Below are 23,392 nucleotides of genomic sequence, written 5' to 3'. Positions count from 1 at the left end.
GATCCATGGTTGCCGCATTGCCCATGCCGCCTGAACACGGCGTAGGGTGCGACGGGCCGGCACCGACGCTGTCTGTCGTCATCCCCGTTTACAACGGCGCCGGCACGATCGGGGAACTGGTCGCCGCCCTCTCGGGGCTCGAGGTCGAGGGCGGGCTCGAGATCGTGTTGGTCAATGATGGCAGCCCCGATGACAGCGATCGCGTCTGTCGCGCCCTGCTTGAGACGTGCCAAGTCCCGATCACCTACGTCGAACACGCCCGCAACTATGGCGAGCACAATGCGGTGATGACTGGGCTGAGACACGCCCGCGGCGCGTTCGTGATCACGATGGACGACGATCTGCAGAACCCGCCCGAGGAGGTGCTTCGCCTGCTGCACGCCTGCCGCGATGGTGGTTACGACGTCGTCTACACGTTCTATGCGGAGAAGAAGCACGCCTGGTGGCGCAACCTCGGCAGCCGCTTCGCCAACTGGGTGGCCGATCTGCTGCTCGACAAGCCGCGCGGTGTGTACCTGTCGTCGTTTCGCTGCCTCAACCGTCTCGTCGTGGATGGGGTGACCCGCTACGAGGGCCCGTTTCCGTACGTGGACGGGCTGATCATGGAGGTGACGCAACGCATCGGCACGCTCGAGGTGCGCCACCTGCCGCGCGCCATGGGGCGATCGAACTACACGCTGCAACGGTTGGTGCGGCTCTGGCTCAACCTCGCGTTCAACTTCTCCCTCCTCCCGCTTCGCCTTGCCGTGCTGGCGGGGCTCGGCATGGCGGCGGTCGGGGCAGTGGCGGCGCTCTACGTCGTGCTGGAGGCGGTGTTCGGCGAACCGCCCGCCGGCTGGGCCAGCACCATCACGGTGGTGCTGCTGCTCTCGGGCGTCCAACTCTTCGTCCTCGGCATGATCGGCGAATACATCGGGCGGACGTTCCTCACCGGCAACCGCAAGCCGCAGGGCATCGTGCGGAGAGTCGAACGTTCGTCGGTGCCGGCGGTCTTGGGCTGAGCAGTTCGATGCATTGGACATTCCTCGCCGGCGCGCTGATCGTCGGCACGGCGGGTCAGCTCCTGCTGAAGATGGGCGCGGTCGGACCCGGGGGGTTCCTTGAGCAGCTTTTTCGCCCTGCGACGCTCGGCGGGCTCGTCTGCTACGGGTTGGCCGCGATGCTGTACATCGTCGCCCTGCGCGGCATTCCGGTGTCGATCGCCTTTCCGGCCGCCGCCTCGCAGTACGTGATCGTCGGCCTGTTCGCCTGGCTCGTGCTGCACGAGCCCTGGACCCTGCAACAGGCCGCCGGGCTCGGTCTCATCGTGCTGGGGGTCGCCCTGCTCGCGACGTCCCACTAGCCAGCGCGTCGGTCCTGTTTGGCAGGACCGGATGGTGCCGACACTCGGATTTGAACCGAGGACCTACTGATTACGAATCAGTTGCTCTACCGCTGAGCTATGTCGGCAACCCGCGGCGCGCGTTCTAAGCCGCACCGTCCGCCGGTGCAAGCGGCGCCACCGCAGCCCCGGCCCGCTTCAGACCCCACACATCCCCGGGCGGCCCCTTGCGGATCGCCGCCAGAAGGGTGCGCACCTCCTGCCGGGCCGCCACATGGCTCATGGTCAGCGACCCGCCGATGCCGGCCTCCTTCAGGTCCATCAGCGTCAGACCCTGCAGATAGAGCTCGCGGAAAATCACCCGCTCGCCGAAGCCGCGCACGGTGCGGAACCCGATCCGCTTCGCCAGTTCCTCGAGCGTGGCACCGACGTCGCGCTGGTTGCGCGCCTCGCGCGCGCCGAGCCTATTCCGCATCACGATCCAATCGAGCCGCCCGCGATCACGCGCGAAGCGTGCCTTGCGCGCCTCCCAAACGAGTTCGGCGTAGACCGACGGGCGTACCACGCGCCGATCGTCCGGATCGACGATCGCCAGCATGGAAAAGTCGACGAAGCTGTCGTTGATCGGCGTGATCAGGGTGTCGGCCAGGGCATGCGCGCGGCGGGCGAGGTAGGTGTCGGCTCCCGGACAGTCGATGACGACGAATTCCGCCTCGCGCGCGAGTGCGGCGATCGCCTCGCTGAGGGCCGCCTCGTCCTCGGCCTCCGCCTCGCGCCGCGTCTCCGCCCGCGAGGCGTGGATCGCCCGCGAGGCCGGCAGCGGCAGGGACACGCCGCGTTTCGCCGCCGTCGCCGCGCGCGCCTCGAGGTAGCGCGTCAACGTCGCCTGGCGCGCGTCGAGGTCGATCGCGCCGACACGGTAGCCGTCGCGCAACAGCCCGACGATGACATGCATCGCCGCGGTCGACTTGCCCGACCCGCCCTTCTCATTGCCGAGCACGAGGATGTGCGGGCGGGTGTCGAGCGTGACTCTCGGTGTCGGCAGCGTCCCGTGCACCGCTGATCACAGTCCGGGCAGAGGGGCGGGCAGCAGCAGTTGCGGCGACGCGGCCCGTGCCTCGCCCCAACGCAGGCTGCCCACCGCGCCGCAGGAGCTGCACAAGTGGCTCCACTCGGCGTGGCTCGAGCCGCAATTCGCGCAGGTCCAGTCCGGCGGTTCGGGGGCGGAGGCCGCATCGCGCCAATGCGCCTCGGCCTCCGCATGCGCCCGCTCCGAGCCGGCGAACTCGCCTTCCGCGATCTTGGCGAGGAGCGCGTGCAGGCGGCGATCCTCCACACCGCCCGATCGCGCCCGCTCCGCCCAGCGTCGGGCCTCGGCCCAATCCTCCGCTTCCAGCGCGGCCTGGGCGGCGGCCAGCGCCAGCTCCGCCCCGCCCACCTCAGTCGCCAGTGCCGCCACGCGCTTGGCGCGCCCGGCCTTGCTCTCGTCGGCCGGTCCCTCCAGCGCGAGGGCGGCGAGCATCGGATGCGACGCCTTGGCGAGCCCCTCCTTGAGAGCGGAATCGGCCGCCCGCGCTTTCCCCATGGCGCGCAGCCGCCGCACCACGGCGGCATGGGCGGGGGCGAGGGCGGGCGCGAGCGCCGCTGCCTGCTGTTCCAGGCGCAAGGCGGCGCGGGGCTCGCTCTCCTCCGCCGCGGCGGCGAGCAGGAGGGCGGCACGGCGAAGCCCCTCCTCCGACCCGCTTTCCGCCGGCGGCAACAGCCTCAGCGCCGCCTGCCAGTCGCGCCGGCGCACCGAATCCTCGAACGCCAGGGACTTCGCCCAGGCTGCATTCGGCTGGTAGGCGAGCGCCGCCCGAGCCGCCTCGGCCGCCACGGCGCGGTTGCCGCGTTCGACCGCGATCTGGGCGATGCCGCGCTGGCCGAGAGCGGCCGCCGGCCCGTCCTGTTCGGCCAGCAGGCGGAAGGTGGTTTCGGCCGCCTCGACGCGCCCCGCCGCGCGCGCCGCGTAGCCCGCGAGCATCAGCGTGAGCGGCGTGTCGCCGAGCAGACGTCGGGCCTTCTCGCCGTATTTCAGGGCGGCCGAACCGTCGCCGGCTGCCAGCGCGGCGAAGGCCGAGACCATCGCCTCGTCACCCTCGTCGCGGTGGCGCAGCGCGCGCTTGAGGCGCCGCCGGGCGAGCCAGGAGCGGATGCCGGCATAGAGCCGGACGATCAGCCCGACGACGAACAGCGAGATGGCGAAGGCGAGGGCCGCCAGCCACAGCGGGATGTCGATCGCGAGGTCGCCGGCGGCGACCGTGACGGAGGCGGGGCGAGCCGCGACCCACAGCGTGCCGGCGGCGACCAGGCCGAGGACGATCAGGATGAACAGCGCACGGCGCATCGGGGCGGCTCCTCAGCGGCCGGCGGCGAGGGCGACGAGGTCATCGCGGGCGGCGATGACCGATTCCGCCTGGGCGATCCAGCCTCCCATGGCCCTCGCCGCGCCCGGCGGCAGGCCGGAGAGCGCGGCCAGAGCCCCGCGCAGGTCGCCCGCCTCGAGCGCCTTCTCGGCCTCGGCGAGCAGGGTGGCGACCGGGTCGCCGACCACCACCGAGCCGCCGCGGCGGACGGTGACGAGGCCGGTGATGCGGTTGCCGGTGCGCTCCCAGAAATCCTCGCCCACGGTCTCGCGCAGCTCCCGCGCCGCCTTGGCGGCTTCGGGGAAGGACCGGCGCAGGGAGGCGATGGTCGGCGGCGAGCGCTCGGCGAAGGCGGCGAGCGCGCGCGGCACTTGCGTTCCCGGCGGCAGGGCGGCGAGGGCGGGGCCGAGCGGGCGCCCGGTCTCCAGCGCGGCCTGCGCGGCCATCGCCGCGGCGAGGCGGGCGGCGAGCGCATCGAGCCGCGGGTCCTGCATCGGCCGCTGCTCGAGGGCGGCGAGGCGGGCGGCGAGGTCGGGCAGTCGGGGGTCCTCGACCGGCTTCGCTTCCAGCGCGGCGAGGCGGGCGGCGAGGTCGGGCACGCGCGCATCCTCTACCGGGCGCTGCTCCAGCGCGGCGAGGCGGCCGGCAAGATCGGCGACGCGGGCGTCCTCGACGGGGCGCCCTTCGAGCGCGGCAAGACGGGCGGCGAGGTCGTCGAGGCGCGGATCGGCGGCGGGAGCGGCCGGCGCGGCAGGGCGCGCCTCGAGGGCGGCGAGGCGGCCGGCGAGCTCCTCCACCCGGGGATCCGGTGGTGCGGTGGGCGCCGGGCGCTGCTCGAGGGCGGCGAGGCGGCGGGCGAGCTCCTCCACGCGGGGGTCCGGCTGGGCGGCCGGGGCCGGGCGGCCCTCGAGGGCGGCGACCCGGCTGGCGAGCGCGGCCAGAGCAGGATCGGCCGCCGGCGCGTTGAGCCGATCGATCGTCTGCCAACCGACCAGGATGGCGAGCACGCCGACGGCCGCCCACAGCAGGCCCGTGCGAGCACCTGCGCTGGCCTGGGCCGGCGGCGGGGCGGCGGAGGGGGATGCGGGCGAGGCGGGTTTCGCTGCGGCGGACGGCGGCGGAGCTGCTGGCGGCGGGGTGGCGGGGGCCTTCGCCTGGCCGGCTGAACCGGCGGGTTGTCCCGGCTGTCCCGTCGGCGCGGTGGCGGGCTTCGCTTCCGCCTTGGGGTCGGGCTTGGCCTCGGGCGGGGGCTGGGGCGCCGCCGGCTTCTGCGCCTGGGCCGCTTGGCTGGAGGGGCTGGCTGGAGTTTGGGCCGAGGCTGGCGTCGGCGGCGCTCCGGATGGCTTCGGTGCCGGCGGGGGTGCGGCGGCCTGCGGTGCGGGGGGCTTCGGCGCTTCCGGCGCCGCCGCGGGTGGCTTCGCTGGCTCCGGTGCGGCGGCCGGCGGCTTGGCGGCCTGGGCCGGTGCCGGCGGCGCCCCGGCGGACGGCGAAGGGCTGGGCTTCTGCGGCTGCGGCTGGCCGTCGGTCTTGCCAGGAGCGACGTCTTTCCGCCCGTCCGGTGGAACGCTCATCCTCGATCCTTCCCCATCCCCTCAGAGCCGCAGGAGGCGGCGAGCAGGGCCAAGAGACTGTCCTGGTCCGGGCGCGCCGCCGAACGGATACGCCGGAACGCGAGCCCCGTCAGCCCCGACGCGGCGGCCTCGCTGATGGCGAGCGCCTCCGCCCCGGCGAGCTGCCCCTCGAGGCCGTGGTCCCGCACCAGTCTAGCGAAGACTCGCGCCGCCGAGGCGGAGAAAAAGAGCACGACCGCGACGTCGTGCGTCCGCAGCGCCGCCTCGGCCTCGGGTGCGAGCTCATCGACGGGAACCGCGTCGTAGGTCACGCGACGCAGGACCCGAAAGCCCCGGGTTCGGAGGTCGGCGGCGAGCCGCAGTCCCTCGCCCGGGCGGGTGGGCAGGAGCAAAGGGCCGGCGGTGGCGTCGAGGGTCCGCGCGGCGAGGGCGGCGAGGGCGGTGGCATCGCCAGAGGCGGAGCGGACGTCACGGAAACCGTGCCGACGGGCCTCCTCGGCGGTGGCGTCGCCGACCGCGAGCAGGGGCACACCCCGGTGCGTGGCGGGGAGGGTGCGGACGGCGTTCAGCGACCCGGCCAGCACCGCCTGCAGACGATGCGCCGGCGGCAGGCGGGCCGGCAACGGTGCGATGCGCAACATCGGCGCGAGCAGAGGCCGAAAGCCGCGCGCGCGCAGGAGCGCGGCGGTGGCGTGCGCGTCGGGCTCGGGCCGCGTCACCAGGACGACTGGGCCGACGCCTGCCGCCCCGCAACACCCGCCGTCGGCTGCCGCTTGGCCCCCTTCGCTCACGCTCCCCCGGTCCGTCGCCACGCCGTTCGCCCCGCGCGCGGACGGGCCTCAGTCGCCGGTCTCGATCCGGGCGACGAGTTCCTTCACGGTGGGGATGAAGCCGTTCGAGTAGAACGGATCGGTCGCGAACCGATAGGCATTGTGGCCGGCGAACATCAGGTTGCGTTCGACGTCCTCGCCGTGCGCGATGTCCTGCAGCGTCTTCTGGATGCAGAACGAGCGCGGGTCGGCCTTCTTGCCGGTGGTGAAGTCCGGTTCATGCTGCGACCAGTTGGAGAAGCGGCAGGCGGAGAGGCAGCCCATGCACTCGATCTGGTCGCGCCGGATCTCGGCCGCCTTCTCGGGGGTGACGAAGATCAGCGTGCCGTCCGGCGTGCGCATCGCTTCGGTGTAGCCGTCCGCCACCCACGCCCGCGCGCGCGCGGCGTCCTTCGGCGTCAGGTACACCGTCCGACCGCGCGGGCCGGTGGGGAAGGGCTCCGTGTGCTCGCCGAGCGCCTCGGCCGTATAGGCGACCTGGCGTTCGTTGCGCTCGCGCAACTCGCGCAGGAAGCCGTTGTTCACCGCCGACGACCAGAACCCGGTGGGCGAGAAGCGGTTGAGGAACACGTCACCGGGCTTCAGGGTGAGCAGGCGACGCTTCCAGGCCTCGGAGATCGGGCTTTCCTTGGTCAGCAGCGGACGGGTGCCGAACTGGAAGGCCACGGGGCCGAGCTCCGGGTTGTCGATCCAGTCCTCCCACTCGCGCAGGTACCACACGCCGCCCGCCATCACGATCGGCGTGTCGTGCAGCCCGAACTCGTTCATCGTGCGCCGCAGCGCCAGCACGCGCGGGTAGGGCGGTTCCGGCTTCTCCGGATCCTCCGAGTTGGACAGGCCGTTGTGGCCGCCGGCAAGCCACGGGTCCTCGTACACCACCCCGCCCAGCCACTCGCGTGTCTTGTGGTAGGCACGGCGCCAGAGCGCGTTGAAGGCGCGGGCGGAGGAGACGATGGGGTAGTAGTAGACCTTGAAGCGGGCGGCGATCTCGGAGAGCCGGTAAGGCATGCCCGCCCCGCAGGTGATGCCGTGGATCAGGCCCCTCGCTCCTTCCAGGATGCCGGTGATGACGCGCTCGGCGCCGCCCATCTCCCACAGGATGTTGGCGTGGATGCGGCCCCGCCCGCCGGACATCTCATAGGCGGTGCGCGCCTGCTGGATGCCGCCCTGGATGCCGAAGGCGATCAGCTCCTCATGCCGCTCACGCCGCGTGCGGCCCTCGTACACCTGCCGCACCAGGCGTCCGTCGGGCGTGTAGCTGTCGGCGTTGACGGCGGAGAAGGTGCCGATGCCGCCGGCCGCCGCCCAGGCGCCGGCGGACACGCCGTTGGAGACCGACACGCCCTTGCCGCCCTCGACGAGCGGCAGGACTTCCGCCCCGCTCATGCGGAGCGCGTTGAGCGGCTTCATCGCGCCACCGTTCCTTTCCTGCCGCGATGATAGAGGCGAGAGGGGAGGGCGGGCGCAAGCCCCGCCGCGACGCGGCCACGGTTGCCCGGTGCCATCGTTCGGCGGTCTTGCCTCCTTCCCCCGCCGCTGTCCGTCACGGCGACCGCGGCTCTCACTGCGCCGCCGGCGCCTCCGCCTCCTCGCGACGGCGCCCGCCCTTTGGCCCCACCTTGTCGGTGATGTCCTCGCCGGTCTTCTGGTCGACCACGCGCATGGAGAGCTTCACCTTGCCGCGCTCGTCGAAGCCGATGACCTTCACCTTCACCGAGTCGCCCACGTTGACCACGTCGGTGGTCTTCGCCACCCGGCCGGGGGCCAGTTCGGAGATGTGCACCAGCCCGTCGCGCGAGCCGAGGAAGTTGACGAAGGCGCCGAACTCGGCCGTCTTCACCACCTTGCCCTCGTAGATCACGCCGATCTCGGGTTCGGCGACGATGCCGCGGATCCAGTCGATCGCCGCCTTCGCCGCCCGTTCGTCGGTGGCGGCGACCTTCACCGTGCCGTCGTCCTCGATGTCGATCTTGGTGCCCGTCACCTCGGTGATCTCGCGGATCACCTTGCCCCCCGTCCCGATCACGTCACGGATCTTGTCGCGCGGGATGTGGATCACCGTGATGCGCGGCGCGTTCTGGCTCACCGCATCGCGCGGGCGGGCGAGCGCCTTGCCCATCTCGCCGAGGATGTGCATCCGCCCCTCGCGCGCCTGTTCGAGGGCCTGGCGCATGATGTCGGGCGTGATCGAGGTGATCTTCAGGTCCATCTGCAGGGAGGTGACGCCCTTCTCGGTGCCCGCCACCTTGAAGTCCATGTCGCCCAGATGGTCCTCGTCGCCGAGGATGTCGGAGAGGATCGCCACCCCCTTCTCTTCCTTGATCAGGCCCATGGCGATGCCGGCGACGGGGCGCGGCAGCGGCACGCCCGCATCCATCAGCGCGAGCGAGGAGCCGCACACGGTCGCCATCGAGGAGGACCCGTTCGACTCCGTGATCTCGGAAACGACGCGCAGCGTGTAGGGGAACTGTTCCTTCGACGGGATGAGCGGATGGATCGCCCGCCAGGCGAGCTTGCCGTGGCCGATCTCGCGCCGCCCCGGCGAACCGAGCCGCCCGGTCTCGCCGACCGAGAAGGGCGGGAAGTTGTAGTGGAGCAGGAAGCGTTCGCGATACTCGCCCTCGAGCGCGTCGATGATCTGCTCGTCATCGCCCGTGCCGAGGGTGGCGACGCAGAGCGCCTGCGTCTCGCCGCGGGTGAAGAGCGCCGAGCCGTGCGTGCGCGGCAGCAGGCCGACCTCGACGTAGATCGGGCGAATGTCCTTCGTGCCGCGCCCATCGATGCGCAGCCCCGTGTCCAGGATCGCGTTGCGCACGATGTCGGCCTCGATGTCCTTCAAGAGCTCCTTCGCCTTGGCGGCATCCAGGCCTTCGGCGGCGATGGTGGCGAGCGCGGCTTGCTTCGCCTGCTCGATCCGCTCGCGGCGCGTTTGCTTCACCGTCTCGCGATAGGCCTCGGCCAGGGGGCCGCGCGCGAGCTCGTCGAGGCGGGCCTTCAGCGCGGCCGCCGCGGCATCCTCCTCCGCGAGCGGCCAGGGGTCCTTGGCCGCCACTTCGGCGAGCTGCACGATCGCCTCGATCACCGGCTGCATCTGCTCGTGGCCGAAGACCACCGCCTGCAGCATCTCCTCCTCGGACAGCTCGTGCGCCTCGGACTCCACCATCAGCACGCCCTCGGCCGTGCCGGCGACGACGAGGTCGAGCTTGGAGGTCTTCATCTGCTCCTGGGTCGGGTTCAGCACGAACTGCCCGTCGATGTGGCCGACGCGCGCCGCCCCGATCGGGCCGAAGAACGGGATGCCCGAGAGCGTCAGCGCGGCCGAGGAGGCGATCATCGCCACGATGTCGGGGTCGTTGGTCAGGTCGTGCGACAGCACGGTGGCGATGACCTGGACCTCGTTGCGGAAGGCCGGGGGAAACAGCGGGCGGATCGGGCGGTCGATCAGCCGCGAGACCAGCACCTCGCGCTCCGTCGGGCGGCCTTCGCGCTTGAAGAACCCGCCCGGGATCTTGCCCGCGGCGAAGGTCTTCTCCTGGTAGTGCACGGTGAGGGGGAAGAAGTCCTGCCCCGGCTTCGGTTGCTTGACGCCGACGGCGGTGGCGAGCACCACCGTGTCGCCGTAGCGGGCGAGCACCGCCCCGTCGGCCTGGCGGGCGAGCTTGCCCGTCTCGAGGATCAGGGGCCGGCCGCCCCAGGTGAGTTCCTTGCGGAAGAATTGGAACATGCGTGTGGTCTCTCCGTCGCGCGGGCGCGAGCCAGGGCCTGGTCACGACGGAGGAGAGGGGGCGGTCGGCCGACGGCGTCTCGGGCGGCATGGGTCGGGGGCAGCGACGGCGAGCGGCACCTCCCCGCGGTCCATGTGGCCGGAAACGCCGGCGATCTCATCCGACGGCGCACTCCCTTCGTCGCGACGGGGGCTTGCCGCCGCGAACCCGCGAGTTGTCGCGCGCCCCAATGGCGCGCGAGCGTGATGTGGGGCCTGAGCGCGGTTTTCGCCACGTTCTGCCCCGCTTTCGCCTCGGGCGCCTGCCTAGCGCCGCAGCCCGAGGCGGTCGACGAGCGCCTTGTAGCGCGCGGCGTCCTTGCGGCGCACGTAGTCGAGCAGGCGTCGCCGCTGCCCGACCATCATCAGAAGCCCGCGCCGGGAGTGGAAGTCCTTGGCATGGGTCTTCAGGTGCTCGGTGAGGTTGCGGATGCGCTCCGACAGCAGCGCGATCTGCACCTCGGGCGAGCCGGTGTCGCCCTCGTGCTGAGCGAATTCCTTGATGAGCGCCGCGCGGCGCTCCGGCGTGATCGACATCGCGTGGGCTCCTTCGCCATCGCTTCGCCCGCAGCGCGGAGCGCTGACCGCTACCCCCGCGCCGCGGGCCCCTTTGCCCGCCTCAACCCGGCTGCGGGCTCAGCAGCCGCACCGGGTGCAGCATGCCGGCCTCGAGCCTGCCGATGGCGAGCGCCTTGCCCCCCGCCATCACCCGCACGACCCCGCCATCGGGATCGGCTTCGGGCGGAATGCGACCCAGGAACGACACGAGCGACAACCGCTCGCCGTTCGCCAGTCGCTGGGCTTCCGCTGCCGTCAGGGCCAGCGCCGGGATGTCGGCCAGCGCGGTCTCGATCGGCTTCAGGAAACCCGGAGCGCCGTCCTCTTGCCCCATCGCCTCGGCCCTGTCCAGGGCGACGGCGTCGCGCTCCGTGAAGGGGCCGACCCGCAGCCGGCGCAGGGCGGCGACGTGGCCCACCGTGCCCAGGGCGCGGGCGAGGTCGCGCGCGAGCGAGCGCATGTACACCCCCTTGCCGCAGACGACGCGAAAGACCGCCGTGTCGGGGTCGGGCCGAGCCTCGAGGAGGAGGGAATCGATGCGGGCGGGGCGGGGGGCGAGCTCGACCGCGATGCCCTCCCGCGCAAGGTCGTAGGCGCGCTCGCCCTCCACCTTCACCGCCGAGTAGCGGGGCGGGATCTGCTCGATGTCGCCCGTGAAGCGCGGCAGGGCGGCGCGGATCGCCTCGTCCGTCGGTCGCACGGGGGAGGTCTCGATCACCTGCCCGTCGGCATCGTCGGTGTCGCGCGCCTCGCCGAAGCGCAGCGTGAAGACGTACTCCTTCGCCCCGTCCATCACGTAAGGGACGGTCTTGGTCGCCGCGCCGAAGGCGATCGGCAGAACCCCGGTGGCGAGCGGGTCCAGCGTGCCGCCATGGCCCACCTTCTGGGCGCGGAAGGCGCGCTTCAGGCGGTTCACCACGTCGGTCGAGGTGAGGCCGGAGGGCTTGTCGATGACGAGCCAGCCGTCGATCGGCCGGCCCTTGCGGGTGCGGGGCATGGGGTCGGGGCGTGTGGTCGGGCGCGCGGGGCCGCGGCGCGATGCGGCGGCGTGATGGCACGGCCGGTCGCGGACGGAAAGCCCCTCCGCGGCGGGACCGAGACGCTTGCACCCATCCGCCGTGCCGTTCTACCTTCGAAAAAACAAAATCGTGAGGGGAAACGCCATGACCCGCCCAGCGGTCCGCCCGTCCCACCTGCCGCGGCTCTCTCGCCGCGCCGTGCTCGCCTCCGCTCTCGCCACCCCCCTGCTTGGCCCCGCCCGCGCGCAAGGGCGCGTGCGTGTGGCCGTGGTCGGCGGCGGTTGGGGCGGGCTTTCCGCCGCCCGCCACATCCTCAAGGCGATCGACGGGGCGGAGGTGACGCTGATCGAGCCCAACCGCGCCTTCTTCTCCTGCCCGCTCTCCATCCACTACATCGTCGGCGACCGGCGGGCGGAAAGCCTGACCTTCCCCTTCGACGGGCTCATTCGCGAGGGCGTGCGGCACGTGGCGGAGCGCGCGCAGGCGATCGACCGCGCGGCGCGCGTCGTCGTGACCGAGACGCAACGCATCCCCTACGACTTCCTCGTCCTCTCGCCCGGCATCGAGTACATGGAGGAGGCGATCCCGGGCTTCGCCGAAGCCAAGGGCGCGATCCCCGTGGGCTTCCGCGCCTTCGAACAGGAGGCCGTGCGGCGCGCGCTGGAGGCGCACCCGGGCGGGGACATCGTGCTTTCCGTTCCGCCCGTGCCCTATCGCTGCCCGATCGCGCCTTACGAGCGCGCGGCGCTGATCGCGCAGTGGATGGACCGCCGTGGCATGCCGGGCAAGGTGATCCTGCTCGACCTCAACCCGGCGATCCCGATCGGCGGGCCGACCATCCAGGCCGCCTTCCGCGAACTCTACCCCACGCGGCTCGAACACCATCTGGGGGTGAAGATCACCCGCGTCGATGCCCACGCGAAACGGATCGAGACCGACAAGGGCGTACTCGCCTACGGCACAGCTTCGCTGATCCCGCCGATGCGCGCGGGCTCGATCATTCGCCAGGCGGGGCTGGGCGAGCGCTGGGCCAACGTCACCTTCCCCAACTTCCTCTCCGCGGCGGACGACCGGATCTACGTCATCGGCGACGCGGTCGGTTCCACCCTGCCGAAGAGCGGCCACCTCGCCTACGAGACGGGGGTGCACGTGGCCGACCATATCGCCGACCGGGTGGCGGGCCGCACCGGCCAGGACGGCGACGGCTTGCCGTCCGCCATCTGCTTCGCCTTCTTCACCTCTGAGGAGGCGATGGGGGTGAAGATCGAATCGCGCTGGAACGATCTCACGCGCGAAATCGAGCGGCGGGCCGAGATCGATCCCCGCAAGAACCGCAACGCCGCCCAGGCGGCGCGGGAGTGGTCGGAATCGATCTGGGCCGAACTCGTCGGCTGACGCGCGGGGCGCGGGCGCGCGCGACGCCGCGTCGCCCGGCGTTCACTCCTCGCGCGGGCCGAGGTCGCGCGCCACGCCCGGGGATTGCAGCAGCGCCTCGATCCGCGCCGCTTGGTCGATCGCGGTATCGGCGCGAAAGACGAGGTCGGGCGCGAACTTCAGCCGCACCGCGGAGGCAACGCGCGACCGCAGGAACGGGGTGGCGCGCTTGAGGGCCGAGAGCAGGACGGAAGCGTCGCCGCCGCCGAGCCGGGTGACGAACACCGTCATGTGCCTGAGGTCGGGCGAGGCGCGCACTTCGGTGACGGTGATGCGGGCCGAGGCGAGATCGGGGTCGCGGAAATCCCCGCGCTCGAACAGGGCGGCGAGCGCGTGCCGCACCTCCTCGCCGACCCTGAGCTGGCGCTGTGAGGGCGCCTTTGTGCTCATCCCTCAACTCCCGCCCGAGGGTGCCGCTCCGCTCACGCCGGAACCGTCTCGATCTCGAAACACTCGACGACGTCGCCCTCGCGGATGTCCTGCCAGTTGGCGAAGGCCATGCCGCACTCGTAGCCGCGCGCGACCTCCTTCACGTCGTCCTTGAAGCGCTTGAGCTGCGACAGCTCGCCCTGGTGGATCACCACGCCATCGCGCAGAAGCCGCACGCCCGCGCCGCGCTTGACCACGCCTTCGGTGACCATGCAGCCCGCGACCTTGCCGACCTTGGTGATGTCGAACACCTTGCGGATCTCGGCGTAGCCCAGGAACTTCTCGCGCTCCTTCGGCGCCACCTTGCCCTTGACCAGCTTCTCGATGTCGTCGGCGACGTCGTAGATGATCGAGTAGTAGCGGATGTCCACGCCGTCCCGCTGCGCGAGGTCGCGCGCCTGGGCGGTCGCGCGCACGTTGAAGCCGACGATCACCGCGTTCGACGCCTTGGCGAGCTGCACGTCGCTTTCGGTGATCTGGCCGACCGCCGAATGCAGCACGCGCACGCGCACCTCGTCGTTGCCGAGCTTGGCCAGCGTGGCGGCGATCGCCTCCGCCGAGCCCTGCACGTCGGCCTTCACCACCACCGCCACTTCCTTCTGCTCGCCGGCCTGGATGCGGGCGAGCATCTGATCGAGCGTGCCGCGCGCGGCCACCGCCCCGGCGGCCGCCTTCTCGCGCAGCTTGCGCTGGCGGAACTCGGAGACCTCGCGCGCCCGCGCCTCGTCGGCGACGACGACGAAGCGCTCGCCGGCCGACGGCACGCCGGAGAGGCCGAGGATCTCGACCGGCATCGAGGGCGGCGCCTCCTTCACCTGGCGGCCCTTGTCGTCCAGCATCGCGCGCACCCGGCCCCACTCCGTGCCGGCGACGACGATGTCGCCCTGGCGGAGCGTGCCGCGCTGCACGAGCACGGTCGCCACCGGCCCGCGCCCGCGATCGAGCTTCGATTCGATCACGGTTCCTTCGGCCGCCCGCTTCGGGTTGGCGCGCAGGTCGAGGATCTCGGCCTGCAGCAGGATCGCCTCCTCGAGCTTGTCGAGGTTGATCTTCTTGATCGCCGAGACCTCGACGTCCTGCGTGTCGCCGCCGAGCTTCTCCACCACCACCTCGTGCTTGAGCAGCTCGTTGCGCACGCGATCGGGCTTCACCCCCGGCAGGTCGATCTTGTTGATGGCGACGATGATCGGCGCCTTCGCGGCCTTGGCGTGCCGGATCGCCTCGATCGTCTGCGGCATCACCCCGTCGTCGGCGGCGACGACGAGGACGACGATGTCGGTCACCGAGGCACCGCGCGCGCGCATCGCCGTGAAGGCCTCGTGGCCCGGCGTGTCGATGAAGGTGATCTTCTGCCCCGACGGCAGCGTCACCTGGTAGGCGCCGATGTGCTGCGTGATGCCGCCCGCTTCGTGCGCGGCGACGTCGGTCTGGCGCAACGCATCGAGCAAGGAGGTCTTGCCGTGGTCGACATGGCCCATGACGGTGACCACGGGCGGGCGCGGAACGAGATCGCTCTCCTGGTCGACGCCGCCTTCGAGGCCGAGTTCGACGTCGGACTCCGAGACGCGCTTCGGCTTGTGGCCGAGTTCGGTGACGACGAGTTCGGCGGTGTCGGCATCCAGCGTCTGGGTGATGGTCGCCATCACGCCCATGCGCATCAGCGCCTTGATCACGTCCGCCCCGCGCACCGCCATGCGGTTGGCGAGCTCCTGGACGGTGATCGCCTCGGGGATGACGACCTCGCGCACGATCCGGCTTCCCTCCGTGCGCAGTCGTTCGCGCTGCGCCTGCAGACGTTCGCGCTCGCGCTGCCGGCGCACCGAGGCGAGGCTGCGCACGCGCTCCTCCTCGTCGTTCAGCACGGCGGAGAGGTCGAGCCGGCCGGCGCGGCGATCGCGATCGGGCAGGCCCTTCTTCGCCGGGGCGAGGGCGGGCTTCTTCGGCGCGGCACCTGCGCGGCGCGCGGGGCGCGCACCCTCCTCGTCCTCCTCCTCGTCCTCGACCCCGCGCAGGCGGAGCGTGGTGCCGGCGATCGTCGGTGCGGCGGGCTTCGCGGGAGCGGTCGCCGCCTCGGCGGCGCGGCCGCGCGCTTCGGCGCGTTCGCCCGCGGCGGCAGCGCGGCGCTTGGCCTCCTCCTCCTCGGCGCGGCGCTTGGCTTCCTCCTCGGCCTTGCGGCGGGCCTCCTCCTCGGCCCGACGCTTGGCTTCCTCCTCGGCCTTGCGGCGGGCCTCCTCCTCGGCGGCGCGGCGAGCTTCCTCTTCGGCCTTGCGGCGCGCCTCCTCGGCGGCGGACAGGACGGAGATCTTCTGCGCCTCGGCCTCGCGCCGGCGCTGTTCGCGCAGCTGCTCTTCGAGCGCCCTCTGGCGGGCCGCGCGCTCCTCGCTGGTGAGCTGACGGGCGGGGGCTGCCGGGCGCTGCGCCGGCTGGGGAGCGCGAGCCTGCGCGGCGGCACCGGCGGCTGCGGCGGCCGCGGTGGCGCGTTGCGGGGTCGCGGGCGCGGCTGGGGCGGCGGTCCCGGCGGGAGCCGCTGCGGTGCCGGGGGCGACGACGCGCTTCTTCACCACCTCGACCTGCACGACCTTGCTGCGGCCGTGCGGGAAGCTCTGGCGCACGCTGCCGGCGTCCACCGTCTTGCCGAGCTCGAGCCGGCCACGGCCTAAGGAAAGCCGGCCCTTGGCCTGATCCGGTTCCTTCGTCTCGCTCATCCGCTCAGCCGGTCCTTTCTCGCTGCCCCCTCTTGCGCCGCGCCGCGCACGCCCGCAAGCCTCTCCGCATCACGCGCGATGGCCTGCGCGAGCCGCCCCGGCGCGAGGGCGACATGCACCACGTGGTCGCGCCCGAGCGCCGCCCCGAGCTCGGCCGCCGTCAGCGGCGACACCACGGGCAGGTGGCGCGCGCCGGAAAGGAGCTTGCGCCGCCCCTCCGGCGCGCCGTCGCAGGCTTCGACGATGAGACCCGCCCGGCCCGCCGTCACCCACTCGCGCGCGGCGACGAACCCGGCCACCGCCTGGCCCGCACGCCGCGCAAGGCCGAGATGCTCCGCGATGCGACGGGCGAGCAGCTGCGCCACGCTTTCACGCAGCCGGGTGGGGATCGTCACCGGCCCCTTGGCGGCGCGGGCGAAGGCGCGCGCAAGCTTGGGGTCGTCGAGGAGATCACCGCACGCGCGCAACCAGAAGCCACGCCCGGGCAGGCGTTCGGCGAGATCCGGCACCAGCGCGCGATCGGGGCCGAGCACGAAGCGGATCATCCGCTCGCGCGCGCCCCGCTCTCCGGTCGCCACACAGCGCCGGAGCGGGCCGGTCTCCCCGGCCTCCTCCGGCGCGTGCTCATCGTGCTCCGCCAACACCGCCATGCCTCGCGCCCGCTCCCGTCGCGCTCAGCCTTCCGCCTTCGCCTGATCCTCGCCCTCGAACCAGTGGGCGCGCGCGGCCATGATCACCGCATTCGCCGTCTCCTGGTCCATCGCCTCCTCGCCCAGGATCTCGATCAGCTCGTCGGAGGCGAGGTCGGCGAGGTCATCGAGCGTCTTCACCCCCTTCTCGCCCAGCGCCACCAGCATGGCCGGCGTGAAGGGATGCACGGTGGTGAGTTCCTGGGACACGCCGAGCTCCCTCGCCTTCTCCGACAGCTCGGCGTCGCGGCGGGCGATGAATTCCTCGGCGCGGCGCTTCAGTTCGGCCGCGATGTCCTCGTCGAAGCCCTCGATCGCGGCGAGCTCCTCGAGCGGCACGAGCACGAGGTCCTCGACCGAGGTGAAGCCCTCGGTGACGAGGAGCCCCGCGATCACGTCATCCACATCCAGCGCCTCGACGAAGAGGGCGGAGCGGCGGCGGAACTCCTCCTGGCGCCGTTCGCTCTCCTCCGCCTCGGTCAGGATGTCGATGTCCCAGCGCGTCAGTTGCGACGCGAGCCGCACGTTCTGCCCGCGCCGGCCGATGGCGAGGCTGAGCTGATCGTCCGGCACCACCACCTCGATGCGGCGGTTCTCCTCATCCAGCACCACCTTGCTCACCTCAGCCGGGGCGAGCGCGTTGACGACGAAGGTCGCCGGGTCGGGCGACCAGGGAATGATGTCGATCTTCTCGCCTTGCAGCTCCTGCACCACAGCCTGCACGCGCGACCCTCGCATGCCCACGCAGGCGCCGACCGGGTCGATCGAGGAGTCGTGGCTCACCACCGCCATCTTGGCGCGCGAGCCGGGATCGCGCGCCACCGCCTTGATCTCGATGATGCCGTCGTAGATCTCCGGCACCTCCTGGGCGAACAGCCGGGCGAGGAAGTTCGGGTGGGTGCGCGAGAGGAAGATCTGCGGGCCCCGCGTCTCCTCGCGCACGTCGTAGATGTAGGCGCGCACGCGATCCCCGTTGCGGTAGGTCTCGCGCGGGATCAGTTCGTCGCGCCGCAGGAGCGCCTCGGCGCGGCCGAGATCGACCATCAGGTTGCCGTACTCGGTGCGCTTGACGATGCCGTTGACGATCTCGCCCACGCGGTCCTTGTACTCGTTGTACTGGCGCTTCCTTTCGTACTCGCGCACCCGCTGCACGATCACCTGCTTGGCGGTCTGCGCGGCGATGCGGCCGAAATCGATCGGCGGCAGGGGGTCGACGATGAACTCGCCGACCTTGATGCCGGGCTTGATCTTCTGTGCGACCGAGAGCGGCATCTGGGTCGCCTCGTTCTCCACCGCGCCGTCCTCGACCACCTCGGTCCAGCGCGAGAGGCGAACCTCGCCGGTCTTGCGGTCGATGTGGGCGCGGATGTCCTTGTCGTGACCGTACTTGGCGCGGCCGGCCTTCTGAATGGCCTGCTCCATCGCCTCCAGCACTTCCTCGCGGTCGATCGACTTCTCGCGCGCGACCGCATCCGCGACCTGCAGGAGTTCGGGGCGGGCGATGGCGATGTCCATGGATGTCCTCCGGTGGTGTCAGTTGGCGGCCCGTTTCGGCCGCGAAGCATCGATCAGCGCCTCGGTGAGCACGAGCCGGGCGGTGCGGATGGCGGCGAGGGGCAGCGCCACCTCGGTGCCGTCCTCCAGCTTGAGCCGCGCCTCGCGCCCGGCTTCCGCGCCGAGCACGATGCCGGAGAATCGGCGCCGGCCGGCCAGCGGCGTGGCGAGCTCCACCTTGGCGAGGTGACCCGCGAAACGGTTCCAGTCCTTCGCCCGGGTGAGCGGGCGATCGATCCCGGGCGAGGAGACCTCCAGCGTGTAGGTGGAGGGGATCGGGTCCTCGACGTCGAGCAGGGCGGAGACTTGGTGGCTCACCGTCTCGCAGTCGTCGACCGTGATGGGAACCTGGTCGGCGCGTTCCACCATCACCTGCAGGGTGGGGCGTTCCTTGCCGGAGAGGCGCACGCGCACGGTCTCGTACCCCATCGCGGCGAGGGAGGGCGCGATCAGGTCGTAGATGCGGGCCTCGAGCCCTTCGTGGTGTGGTCGGTCTTCGCTCAAAACCAAAAAGGCGGCCCCGTTGCCGAGGCCACCCTCCGTTCGATCGGCTGGTGTCTTCGCTTCAGATACGATCGCGCGCCGGCGAAGACAAGCCCCCGCGCATCAGGCGCCTTTCGCGCGCGGGTGCGCGGCCCGCCAGACCTCGAACAGGCGTGTCTCGTCCACCGCCGTGTAGCGCTGCGTGGTCGAGAGGCTCGCGTGCCCCAGCAGGGCCTGGATGACGCGCAGATCGGCCCCCGAGGCGAGGAGGTGGGTGGCGAAGGAGTGGCGCAGGCTGTGCGGGGTCGCGCGTTCGGGCAGGCCTAAGCGCCGGCGGGCGCGTTCCATGGCGCGGCGCAGCAGACGATCGTTCAGGGGGCCCCCGCGCGCACCACGGAACAGCGGCGAGTCGGGAACGAGCGGGTGCGGGCAGAGGGCGAGGTAGCGCGCCACGCCCTCGCGCACGACGGGCAGCACCGGCACCTCGCGCTCCTTCGCCCCCTTGCCGCGCACGCGCAGCGGCGCGTCATCTCCCGGCAGGGGGGCGTCGCGGCGACGCAACGCCAGCGCCTCGGCCGAGCGAAGCCCGCAGCCGTAGAGGAGGAGGACGAGGGCGGCATCGCGGGCGGCGATCCAGGGCTCGTCGGTGAGCGTCTCGGCCTCGTCGACCAGACGGTCCGTCTCCGCAACGGTCAGCGCACGCGGGGCGGGCCGCCGCACCTTGGGTGTGGCAAGGAGTTTCAGCGCCGGGCAGTCGGGCCCGCCGGTGCGGGCGAGGTAGCGGAAGAAGGTGCGGATGGCGGCGAGTTCCCGCGCGCGGGTGGCGTTCGACGCCCCCGCCGCCGCCCGCTGCGCCAGGAAGGCGCGCAGGTCGGCCAGCGCCAGACCGCCGAGCCCGGCACGATCGGGGAGACCCCCCAGGTGGTCGGCGAGGAAGGCGAAGAAGCGCGCCAGGTCGCCCTCATAGGCGCGCAGCGTGGCGGGTGAGGCCCGGCGTTCGGCCGCGAGCCAAACGAGGAAGGCCGCGCGCGCCTCCTCCGCCGTCATGCCGGCCTCATCCGGCCGCGCGGGCGAAGCACGCCTCCAGCACGCTGGCGAGGAAGGCGAAGGTCTCCGCCCCGGACGCCAGCCCCCCGCGCTCTGCCTCGCGCCAGCCGAAGGCGACGAGCCCCGCCGTGCCGCCGAGGGTGAACCGCGCCAGCACATCAGCGGCGACGAGGGCCGCCGCCTCGCCATGGATCGCCTCGCGCTCCGTCGGGCGGTCGCGCACCACCGCCCCGGCCGTGCCGAGGATACGGCGGACGAAGCCGCGCGGCAGGCGCCTGAGCCCGAGGGTGCTCCGCCCTTCGACGGCGAGGGAGACGACATCCAGCCCGAGGATCGCCGGCCACTCGCCTTCGACGACCTCGACCGCCTCGGCCGCACTGCGCGCGGAAAGGATGGCGAGGACCGCGCGGCGGGCGCGTTCGGCGAGCTTGGCTTCGGCGCGACGGGCGGTGATCAGCGCCGCCTCGCGAGCACGCGCCTGCTCGATCATCGCCGCCATGTGGTCGGCAAGCCGCTCGCCGTGCACCCGCCGCGGTGGCGCAAGCAGGGCATAGAGGTGCGGCCGGCGAGCGAGGAAATCGGGCTGCGCGCGCAGGAAGGCTTCGACCGCGGCGGCCTCGTCCGGATCCCCCTCCGGCTCGGCGGCGGGGTGTCGCGTCGTCCGCCTCACAGGATGGACTGCCCGGTCTTCGCCCAGTCCGCCAGGAAGCCGGCCAGCCCCTTGTCGGTGAGCGGATGGTTGATCAGCGCGCGCAACACGGCGGGCGGCATGGTGGCGACATCCGCCCCCAGCTTCGCCGCCTGCACGACGTGCATCGGGTGACGCACGGAGGCGACCAGCACTTCGGTCGCGAAGTCGTAGTTGTCATAAATCGCGAGGATGTCGGCGATCAGCCCCATGCCGTCGTGGCCGACGTCATCGAGCCGGCCGACGAAGGGCGAGACGTAGGCGGCACCGGCCTTGGCGGCGAGCAGCGCCTGGGCGGGCGAGAAGCAGAGGGTGACGTTGACCAGGATCCCCTCCTCCGAGAGGTCGCGGCAGGCGCGAAGCCCGTCGGCGGTGAGGGGAAGTTTCACCACCACGTTGTGGGCGAGTTTGCGCAGCGCCCGCGCTTCCGCCAGCATGGCCGCATGCTCGGTCGCCGTGACCTCGGCCGAGACCGGGCCCTCCACCGCCTCGCAGATCTCGCTGATGACCTCCGCCATCTTCCGCCCCGTCTTGGCGATCAGGGACGGGTTGGTGGTCACCCCGTCGACCAGGCCGAGGGCGGCGAGTGCGCGGATCTCGGCGATGTCGGCGGTGTCGAGGAAGAACTTCATGACGAGAGCGGGGTCCCCTTGGCGCGACTGCGCGGCCGCACCTTAGCGGCGGGGGAGGCCCCGGAGAAGCGCGCGGCGGCGGAGGGTGCTCCGCGGCGAATTCCGGTGCTGCTGCCGCTACCGCTGGCCGGGCCCTACGACTATGCCCTGCCGGAGGGACTGGAGGTCGCGCCGGGGACGGTGGTCGTCGTCCCGCTCGGGTCGCGCCGGCTGTCGGGCGTGGTCTGGCACGGCGCGGCGTCCGGGGAGGTACCCGCGACGAAGCTCCGCCAGGTCGCGGCCCTTGCCGACGTCCCACCCCTGCAGCCGCCCTTGCTCCGCCTGATCGACTGGGTCGCCGCCTACACGCTGTCGCCGCCCGGCGAGGTGCTGCGCATGGCCCTGCCCGAAGCGGCACTCGCCCCGCCGCCAGCGCCGCGATCCGGCTGGCGTGCCGCCGCCCCGCTGCCCGAGGGGGCGCGGATCACGCCGGAACGGGCTCGCGTTCTCGCCGTGCTCGCGGACGCGGGCGGCCTCGCCTGGGCGGGGGCGGAGCTCGCCCGCGCGGCCGGGGTCTCGCCCGGGGTGATCCGGGCGATGGCGGAGGCCGGCCTACTCGTCCCCACCCCGCTGCCCGACCCTACCTTCTCTTCCCTCTCGCCGTCTTCGCCGCGGCCGCTGCGCGCGGCGCAAGCCGAGGCGGCCGCCGCCCTCCGCGCCCGCGTTGCCGACGGCGGCTTCTCCGTCACTCTCCTCGACGGGGTGACCGGGTCGGGCAAGACCGAGGTCTATCTCGAGGCCGCCGCCGAGGCGGTGGCGCGCGGCAAGCAGGTGCTGGTGCTGCTGCCCGAGATCGCGCTCTCCGCCCAGGTGATCGACCGTTTCGCCGCTCGTTTCGGTGCCGCCCCGGCCGTCTGGCACTCCGACGTGCCGGGGGCACGCCGCCGTGCCACTTGGCGGGCGGTGGCGGACGGCACCGCACCCATCGTGGTCGGCGCCCGCTCCGCGCTTTGGCTCAATTTCCGCTCGTTGGGGCTGATCGTCGTCGACGAGGAACACGAGACGGCGTTCAAGCAGGAGGAGGGCGTCATCTACCATGCCCGCGACATGGCGGTGGTGCGCGCGCGGCTCGAGGACATCCCCTGCGTACTCGTCTCCGCCACGCCCTCGCTCGAGACCCGCGCCAATGTCGAACGCGGCCGCTATCTCAGGCTTCACTTGCCCGACCGGCACGGGGCGGCGGGAGAGCCGACCGTCGAGGCGATCGATCTCCGGCGTGAGCCGCCGCCGCGGGGGTTCTTCCTCTCGCCCCCGTTGCGCGAGGCGCTGGCCGAAACCCTGGCGCGCGGCGAGCAGGGGCTTCTTTTCCTCAATCGCCGCGGCTTCGCCCCGCTCACGCTCTGCCGCGCCTGCGGCCACCGCTTCGCCTGCCCGAACTGCACCGCCTGGCTGGTCGAGCACCGCTACACGCGCACCCTGCAGTGCCACCATTGCGGGCACAGCGAGCCCGTTCCCCCCGCCTGTCCGGCCTGCGGGGCGGAAGGGGCCCTCACCGCCGTGGGTCCCGGGGTGGAGCGGATCGCGGAGGAGGTGCGCACGCTCTTCCCGTCCGCCCGTGTGCTGGAAATGTCCTCCGACACGGTGGACGGGGCGCGCAAGGCGGCGGCTCTGGCGGCGATGATCGAGGCGCGGGAGGTGGATCTGATCGTCGGCACCCAGCTCGTCGCCAAGGGCTGGCACTTCCCGCACCTCACCCTGGTCGGCGTGGTCGATGCCGATCTCGGCCTCGCGGGCGGGGACCTGCGGGCGGCCGAGCGCACCTTCCAGATCCTGCACCAGGTCGGCGGGAGGGCCGGGCGGGCGGAGCGGCCGGGGCGGGTGCTGCTGCAGACCTGGGTTCCCGACCACCCGGTGATGCGGGCTCTGGTTTCGGGCGATGTCGAGCGGTTCGTCGCCGCCGAGCTCGCCGAGCGTCGCGCCGGGGGCTGGCCCCCGTACGGACGTCTCGCCGCGCTGATCGTCTCCGCCGGCGATGCCGAGACGGCGGATCGCGCCGCCCGCGCTCTGCGGGACGCGGCACCCGAGGGGAGCCGCTTCGTCGTGCTCGGGCCCGCCCCCGCACCGCTCGCCATCCTGCGCGGGCGGCATCGGCGGCGGCTGCTGCTCAAGGCCGCACGCGACGTCGACGTGCCGGGGCTCTTGCGCGGGTGGCTCGCCTCCGCCGCGATCCCCCGCGCCGCGCGCATCGAGGTCGATGTCGACCCGATCAGCTTCCTCTGAGTGTG

General features: G+C 72.5%; 20 protein-coding genes and 1 tRNA gene. 4 read left to right on the top strand and 17 right to left on the bottom strand.

Going from position 1 to position 23,392, the window contains the following annotated elements:
* Nucleotides 1–5: 5 nt before the first annotated feature.
* Together DWB05_RS07280 and DWB05_RS07275 are read left to right on the top strand one after the other, a co-directional pair.
* Nucleotides 6–1,001 carry a glycosyltransferase family 2 protein gene (locus DWB05_RS07280; RefSeq protein ID WP_232818430.1) on the top strand — a complete coding sequence of 332 codons (996 nt, stop codon included), beginning with the start codon at nucleotides 6–8 and terminating at the stop codon, nucleotides 999–1,001.
* Nucleotides 1,002–1,009: 8 nt separating this feature from the next.
* Nucleotides 1,010–1,342, top strand: coding sequence for an EamA family transporter (locus tag DWB05_RS07275; RefSeq protein ID WP_114376448.1), 333 nt, complete (start codon nucleotides 1,010–1,012; stop codon nucleotides 1,340–1,342).
* Nucleotides 1,343–1,374: 32 nt separating this feature from the next.
* Here DWB05_RS07275 and DWB05_RS07270 read toward each other — a convergent pair.
* From DWB05_RS07270 to truB, 9 genes are all read right to left on the bottom strand, one after another.
* Nucleotides 1,375–1,449, bottom strand: a tRNA-Thr gene (locus DWB05_RS07270).
* 17 nt (nucleotides 1,450–1,466) lie between these two features.
* On the bottom strand, nucleotides 1,467–2,378 hold the full coding sequence (locus DWB05_RS07265) for a division plane positioning ATPase MipZ (RefSeq protein WP_232818429.1): 912 nt from the start codon (nucleotides 2,376–2,378) through the stop codon (nucleotides 1,467–1,469).
* A gap of 6 nt (nucleotides 2,379–2,384) precedes the next feature.
* A complete protein-coding gene (locus tag DWB05_RS07260) occupies nucleotides 2,385–3,707 on the bottom strand; it encodes a heme biosynthesis HemY N-terminal domain-containing protein (protein WP_114376447.1) in 1,323 nt (440 codons plus the stop codon).
* A gap of 12 nt (nucleotides 3,708–3,719) precedes the next feature.
* Nucleotides 3,720–4,733: a COG4223 family protein gene (locus DWB05_RS07255; RefSeq protein ID WP_114376446.1), complete on the bottom strand. Its 1,014-nt coding sequence runs from the start codon at nucleotides 4,731–4,733 to the stop codon at nucleotides 3,720–3,722.
* Nucleotides 4,734–5,293: 560 nt separating this feature from the next.
* Nucleotides 5,294–6,088, bottom strand: coding sequence for a uroporphyrinogen-III synthase (locus tag DWB05_RS07250; protein WP_114376444.1), 795 nt, complete (start codon nucleotides 6,086–6,088; stop codon nucleotides 5,294–5,296).
* A 48-nt stretch (nucleotides 6,089–6,136) separates the two neighbouring features.
* A complete protein-coding gene (locus DWB05_RS07245) occupies nucleotides 6,137–7,537 on the bottom strand; it encodes an NAD(P)H-dependent flavin oxidoreductase (protein ID WP_114376442.1) in 1,401 nt (466 codons plus the stop codon).
* A gap of 151 nt (nucleotides 7,538–7,688) precedes the next feature.
* Complete coding sequence (gene pnp / locus DWB05_RS07240) at nucleotides 7,689–9,851, bottom strand: polyribonucleotide nucleotidyltransferase (RefSeq protein ID WP_114376440.1); 2,163 nt, start codon at nucleotides 9,849–9,851, stop codon at nucleotides 7,689–7,691.
* Nucleotides 9,852–10,157: 306 nt separating this feature from the next.
* Nucleotides 10,158–10,427 carry a 30S ribosomal protein S15 gene (gene rpsO / locus DWB05_RS07235; RefSeq protein WP_114376437.1) on the bottom strand — a complete coding sequence of 90 codons (270 nt, stop codon included), beginning with the start codon at nucleotides 10,425–10,427 and terminating at the stop codon, nucleotides 10,158–10,160.
* A gap of 82 nt (nucleotides 10,428–10,509) precedes the next feature.
* The gene (truB, locus tag DWB05_RS07230) at nucleotides 10,510–11,445 is read right to left on the bottom strand and encodes a tRNA pseudouridine(55) synthase TruB (protein WP_114376434.1); all 936 of its coding nucleotides are present in this window, start codon (nucleotides 11,443–11,445) and stop codon (nucleotides 10,510–10,512) included.
* Nucleotides 11,446–11,611: 166 nt separating this feature from the next.
* Between truB and DWB05_RS07225 the strand changes: the two genes are divergently transcribed.
* The gene (locus tag DWB05_RS07225; RefSeq protein ID WP_114376432.1) at nucleotides 11,612–12,862 is read left to right on the top strand and encodes an FAD-dependent oxidoreductase; all 1,251 of its coding nucleotides are present in this window, start codon (nucleotides 11,612–11,614) and stop codon (nucleotides 12,860–12,862) included.
* Between the two features lie 42 nt (nucleotides 12,863–12,904).
* Here DWB05_RS07225 and rbfA read toward each other — a convergent pair whose 3' ends face one another.
* The 8 genes from rbfA to fsa all read right to left on the bottom strand — a co-directional run bounded on the left by rbfA (nucleotide 12,905) and on the right by fsa (nucleotide 21,128).
* Nucleotides 12,905–13,291, bottom strand: a complete 387-nt coding sequence (gene rbfA, locus DWB05_RS07220) for a 30S ribosome-binding factor RbfA (protein ID WP_114376430.1) — start codon at nucleotides 13,289–13,291, stop codon at nucleotides 12,905–12,907.
* 32 nt (nucleotides 13,292–13,323) lie between these two features.
* Nucleotides 13,324–16,035: a translation initiation factor IF-2 gene (gene infB / locus DWB05_RS07215; RefSeq protein ID WP_114376427.1), complete on the bottom strand. Its 2,712-nt coding sequence runs from the start codon at nucleotides 16,033–16,035 to the stop codon at nucleotides 13,324–13,326.
* Nucleotides 16,032–16,685 (bottom strand): RNA-binding protein, encoded by a 654-nt coding sequence (locus tag DWB05_RS07210; RefSeq protein WP_114376424.1) that lies wholly within the window; start codon nucleotides 16,683–16,685, stop codon nucleotides 16,032–16,034. The genes infB and DWB05_RS07210 overlap by 4 nt, the downstream gene beginning before the upstream one ends.
* Before the next feature lie 24 nt (nucleotides 16,686–16,709).
* Nucleotides 16,710–18,239, bottom strand: coding sequence for a transcription termination factor NusA (gene nusA, locus DWB05_RS07205; RefSeq protein ID WP_114376421.1), 1,530 nt, complete (start codon nucleotides 18,237–18,239; stop codon nucleotides 16,710–16,712).
* Between the two features lie 18 nt (nucleotides 18,240–18,257).
* The gene (gene rimP / locus DWB05_RS07200; RefSeq protein ID WP_114376419.1) at nucleotides 18,258–18,782 is read right to left on the bottom strand and encodes a ribosome maturation factor RimP; all 525 of its coding nucleotides are present in this window, start codon (nucleotides 18,780–18,782) and stop codon (nucleotides 18,258–18,260) included.
* A 102-nt stretch (nucleotides 18,783–18,884) separates the two neighbouring features.
* Nucleotides 18,885–19,808, bottom strand: coding sequence for a tyrosine recombinase XerC (locus tag DWB05_RS07195; protein WP_114376416.1), 924 nt, complete (start codon nucleotides 19,806–19,808; stop codon nucleotides 18,885–18,887).
* 7 nt (nucleotides 19,809–19,815) lie between these two features.
* Nucleotides 19,816–20,478, bottom strand: coding sequence for a DUF484 family protein (locus DWB05_RS07190; RefSeq protein ID WP_157967122.1), 663 nt, complete (start codon nucleotides 20,476–20,478; stop codon nucleotides 19,816–19,818).
* The gene (gene fsa / locus DWB05_RS07185) at nucleotides 20,475–21,128 is read right to left on the bottom strand and encodes a fructose-6-phosphate aldolase (RefSeq protein WP_114376412.1); all 654 of its coding nucleotides are present in this window, start codon (nucleotides 21,126–21,128) and stop codon (nucleotides 20,475–20,477) included. The genes DWB05_RS07190 and fsa overlap by 4 nt, the downstream gene beginning before the upstream one ends.
* 27 nt (nucleotides 21,129–21,155) lie before the next feature.
* On the opposite strand from fsa, the gene DWB05_RS07180 reads away from it, so the two are divergent.
* Nucleotides 21,156–23,387, top strand: coding sequence for a primosomal protein N' (locus tag DWB05_RS07180; protein ID WP_114376605.1), 2,232 nt, complete (start codon nucleotides 21,156–21,158; stop codon nucleotides 23,385–23,387).
* Nucleotides 23,388–23,392 lie beyond the last annotated feature (5 nt).

Origin of the sequence: Elioraea thermophila (ex Habib et al. 2022) (assembly GCF_003336755.1) — a bacterium.
In the GTDB taxonomy this organism is placed as follows: Bacteria; Pseudomonadota; Alphaproteobacteria; order Acetobacterales; family Acetobacteraceae; genus Elioraea; species Elioraea thermophila.
The sequence above is the reverse complement of the archived record's forward strand: the minus strand, read 5'-3'. Positions and strand labels throughout refer to the sequence as shown.

Excerpts from the sequence above, each read along its gene's own strand:
- DWB05_RS07280 (WP_232818430.1), top strand. The coding sequence starts at position 6 with ATGGTTGCCGCATTGCCCATGCCGCCTGAACACGGCGTAGGGTGCGAC.
- DWB05_RS07275 (WP_114376448.1), top strand. The coding sequence starts at position 1,010 with ATGCATTGGACATTCCTCGCCGGCGCGCTGATCGTCGGCACGGCGGGT.
- DWB05_RS07260 (WP_114376447.1), bottom strand. The coding sequence starts at position 3,707 with ATGCGCCGTGCGCTGTTCATCCTGATCGTCCTCGGCCTGGTCGCCGCC.
- DWB05_RS07245 (WP_114376442.1), bottom strand. The coding sequence starts at position 7,537 with ATGAAGCCGCTCAACGCGCTCCGCATGAGCGGGGCGGAAGTCCTGCCG.
- pnp (WP_114376440.1), bottom strand. The coding sequence starts at position 9,851 with ATGTTCCAATTCTTCCGCAAGGAACTCACCTGGGGCGGCCGGCCCCTG.
- rpsO (WP_114376437.1), bottom strand. The coding sequence starts at position 10,427 with ATGTCGATCACGCCGGAGCGCCGCGCGGCGCTCATCAAGGAATTCGCT.
- truB (WP_114376434.1), bottom strand. The coding sequence starts at position 11,445 with ATGCCCCGCACCCGCAAGGGCCGGCCGATCGACGGCTGGCTCGTCATC.
- DWB05_RS07225 (WP_114376432.1), top strand. The coding sequence starts at position 11,612 with ATGACCCGCCCAGCGGTCCGCCCGTCCCACCTGCCGCGGCTCTCTCGC.
- rbfA (WP_114376430.1), bottom strand. The coding sequence starts at position 13,291 with ATGAGCACAAAGGCGCCCTCACAGCGCCAGCTCAGGGTCGGCGAGGAG.
- infB (WP_114376427.1), bottom strand. The coding sequence starts at position 16,035 with ATGAGCGAGACGAAGGAACCGGATCAGGCCAAGGGCCGGCTTTCCTTA.
- DWB05_RS07210 (WP_114376424.1), bottom strand. The coding sequence starts at position 16,685 with ATGGCGGTGTTGGCGGAGCACGATGAGCACGCGCCGGAGGAGGCCGGG.
- nusA (WP_114376421.1), bottom strand. The coding sequence starts at position 18,239 with ATGGACATCGCCATCGCCCGCCCCGAACTCCTGCAGGTCGCGGATGCG.
- DWB05_RS07195 (WP_114376416.1), bottom strand. The coding sequence starts at position 19,808 with ATGACGGCGGAGGAGGCGCGCGCGGCCTTCCTCGTTTGGCTCGCGGCC.
- fsa (WP_114376412.1), bottom strand. The coding sequence starts at position 21,128 with ATGAAGTTCTTCCTCGACACCGCCGACATCGCCGAGATCCGCGCACTC.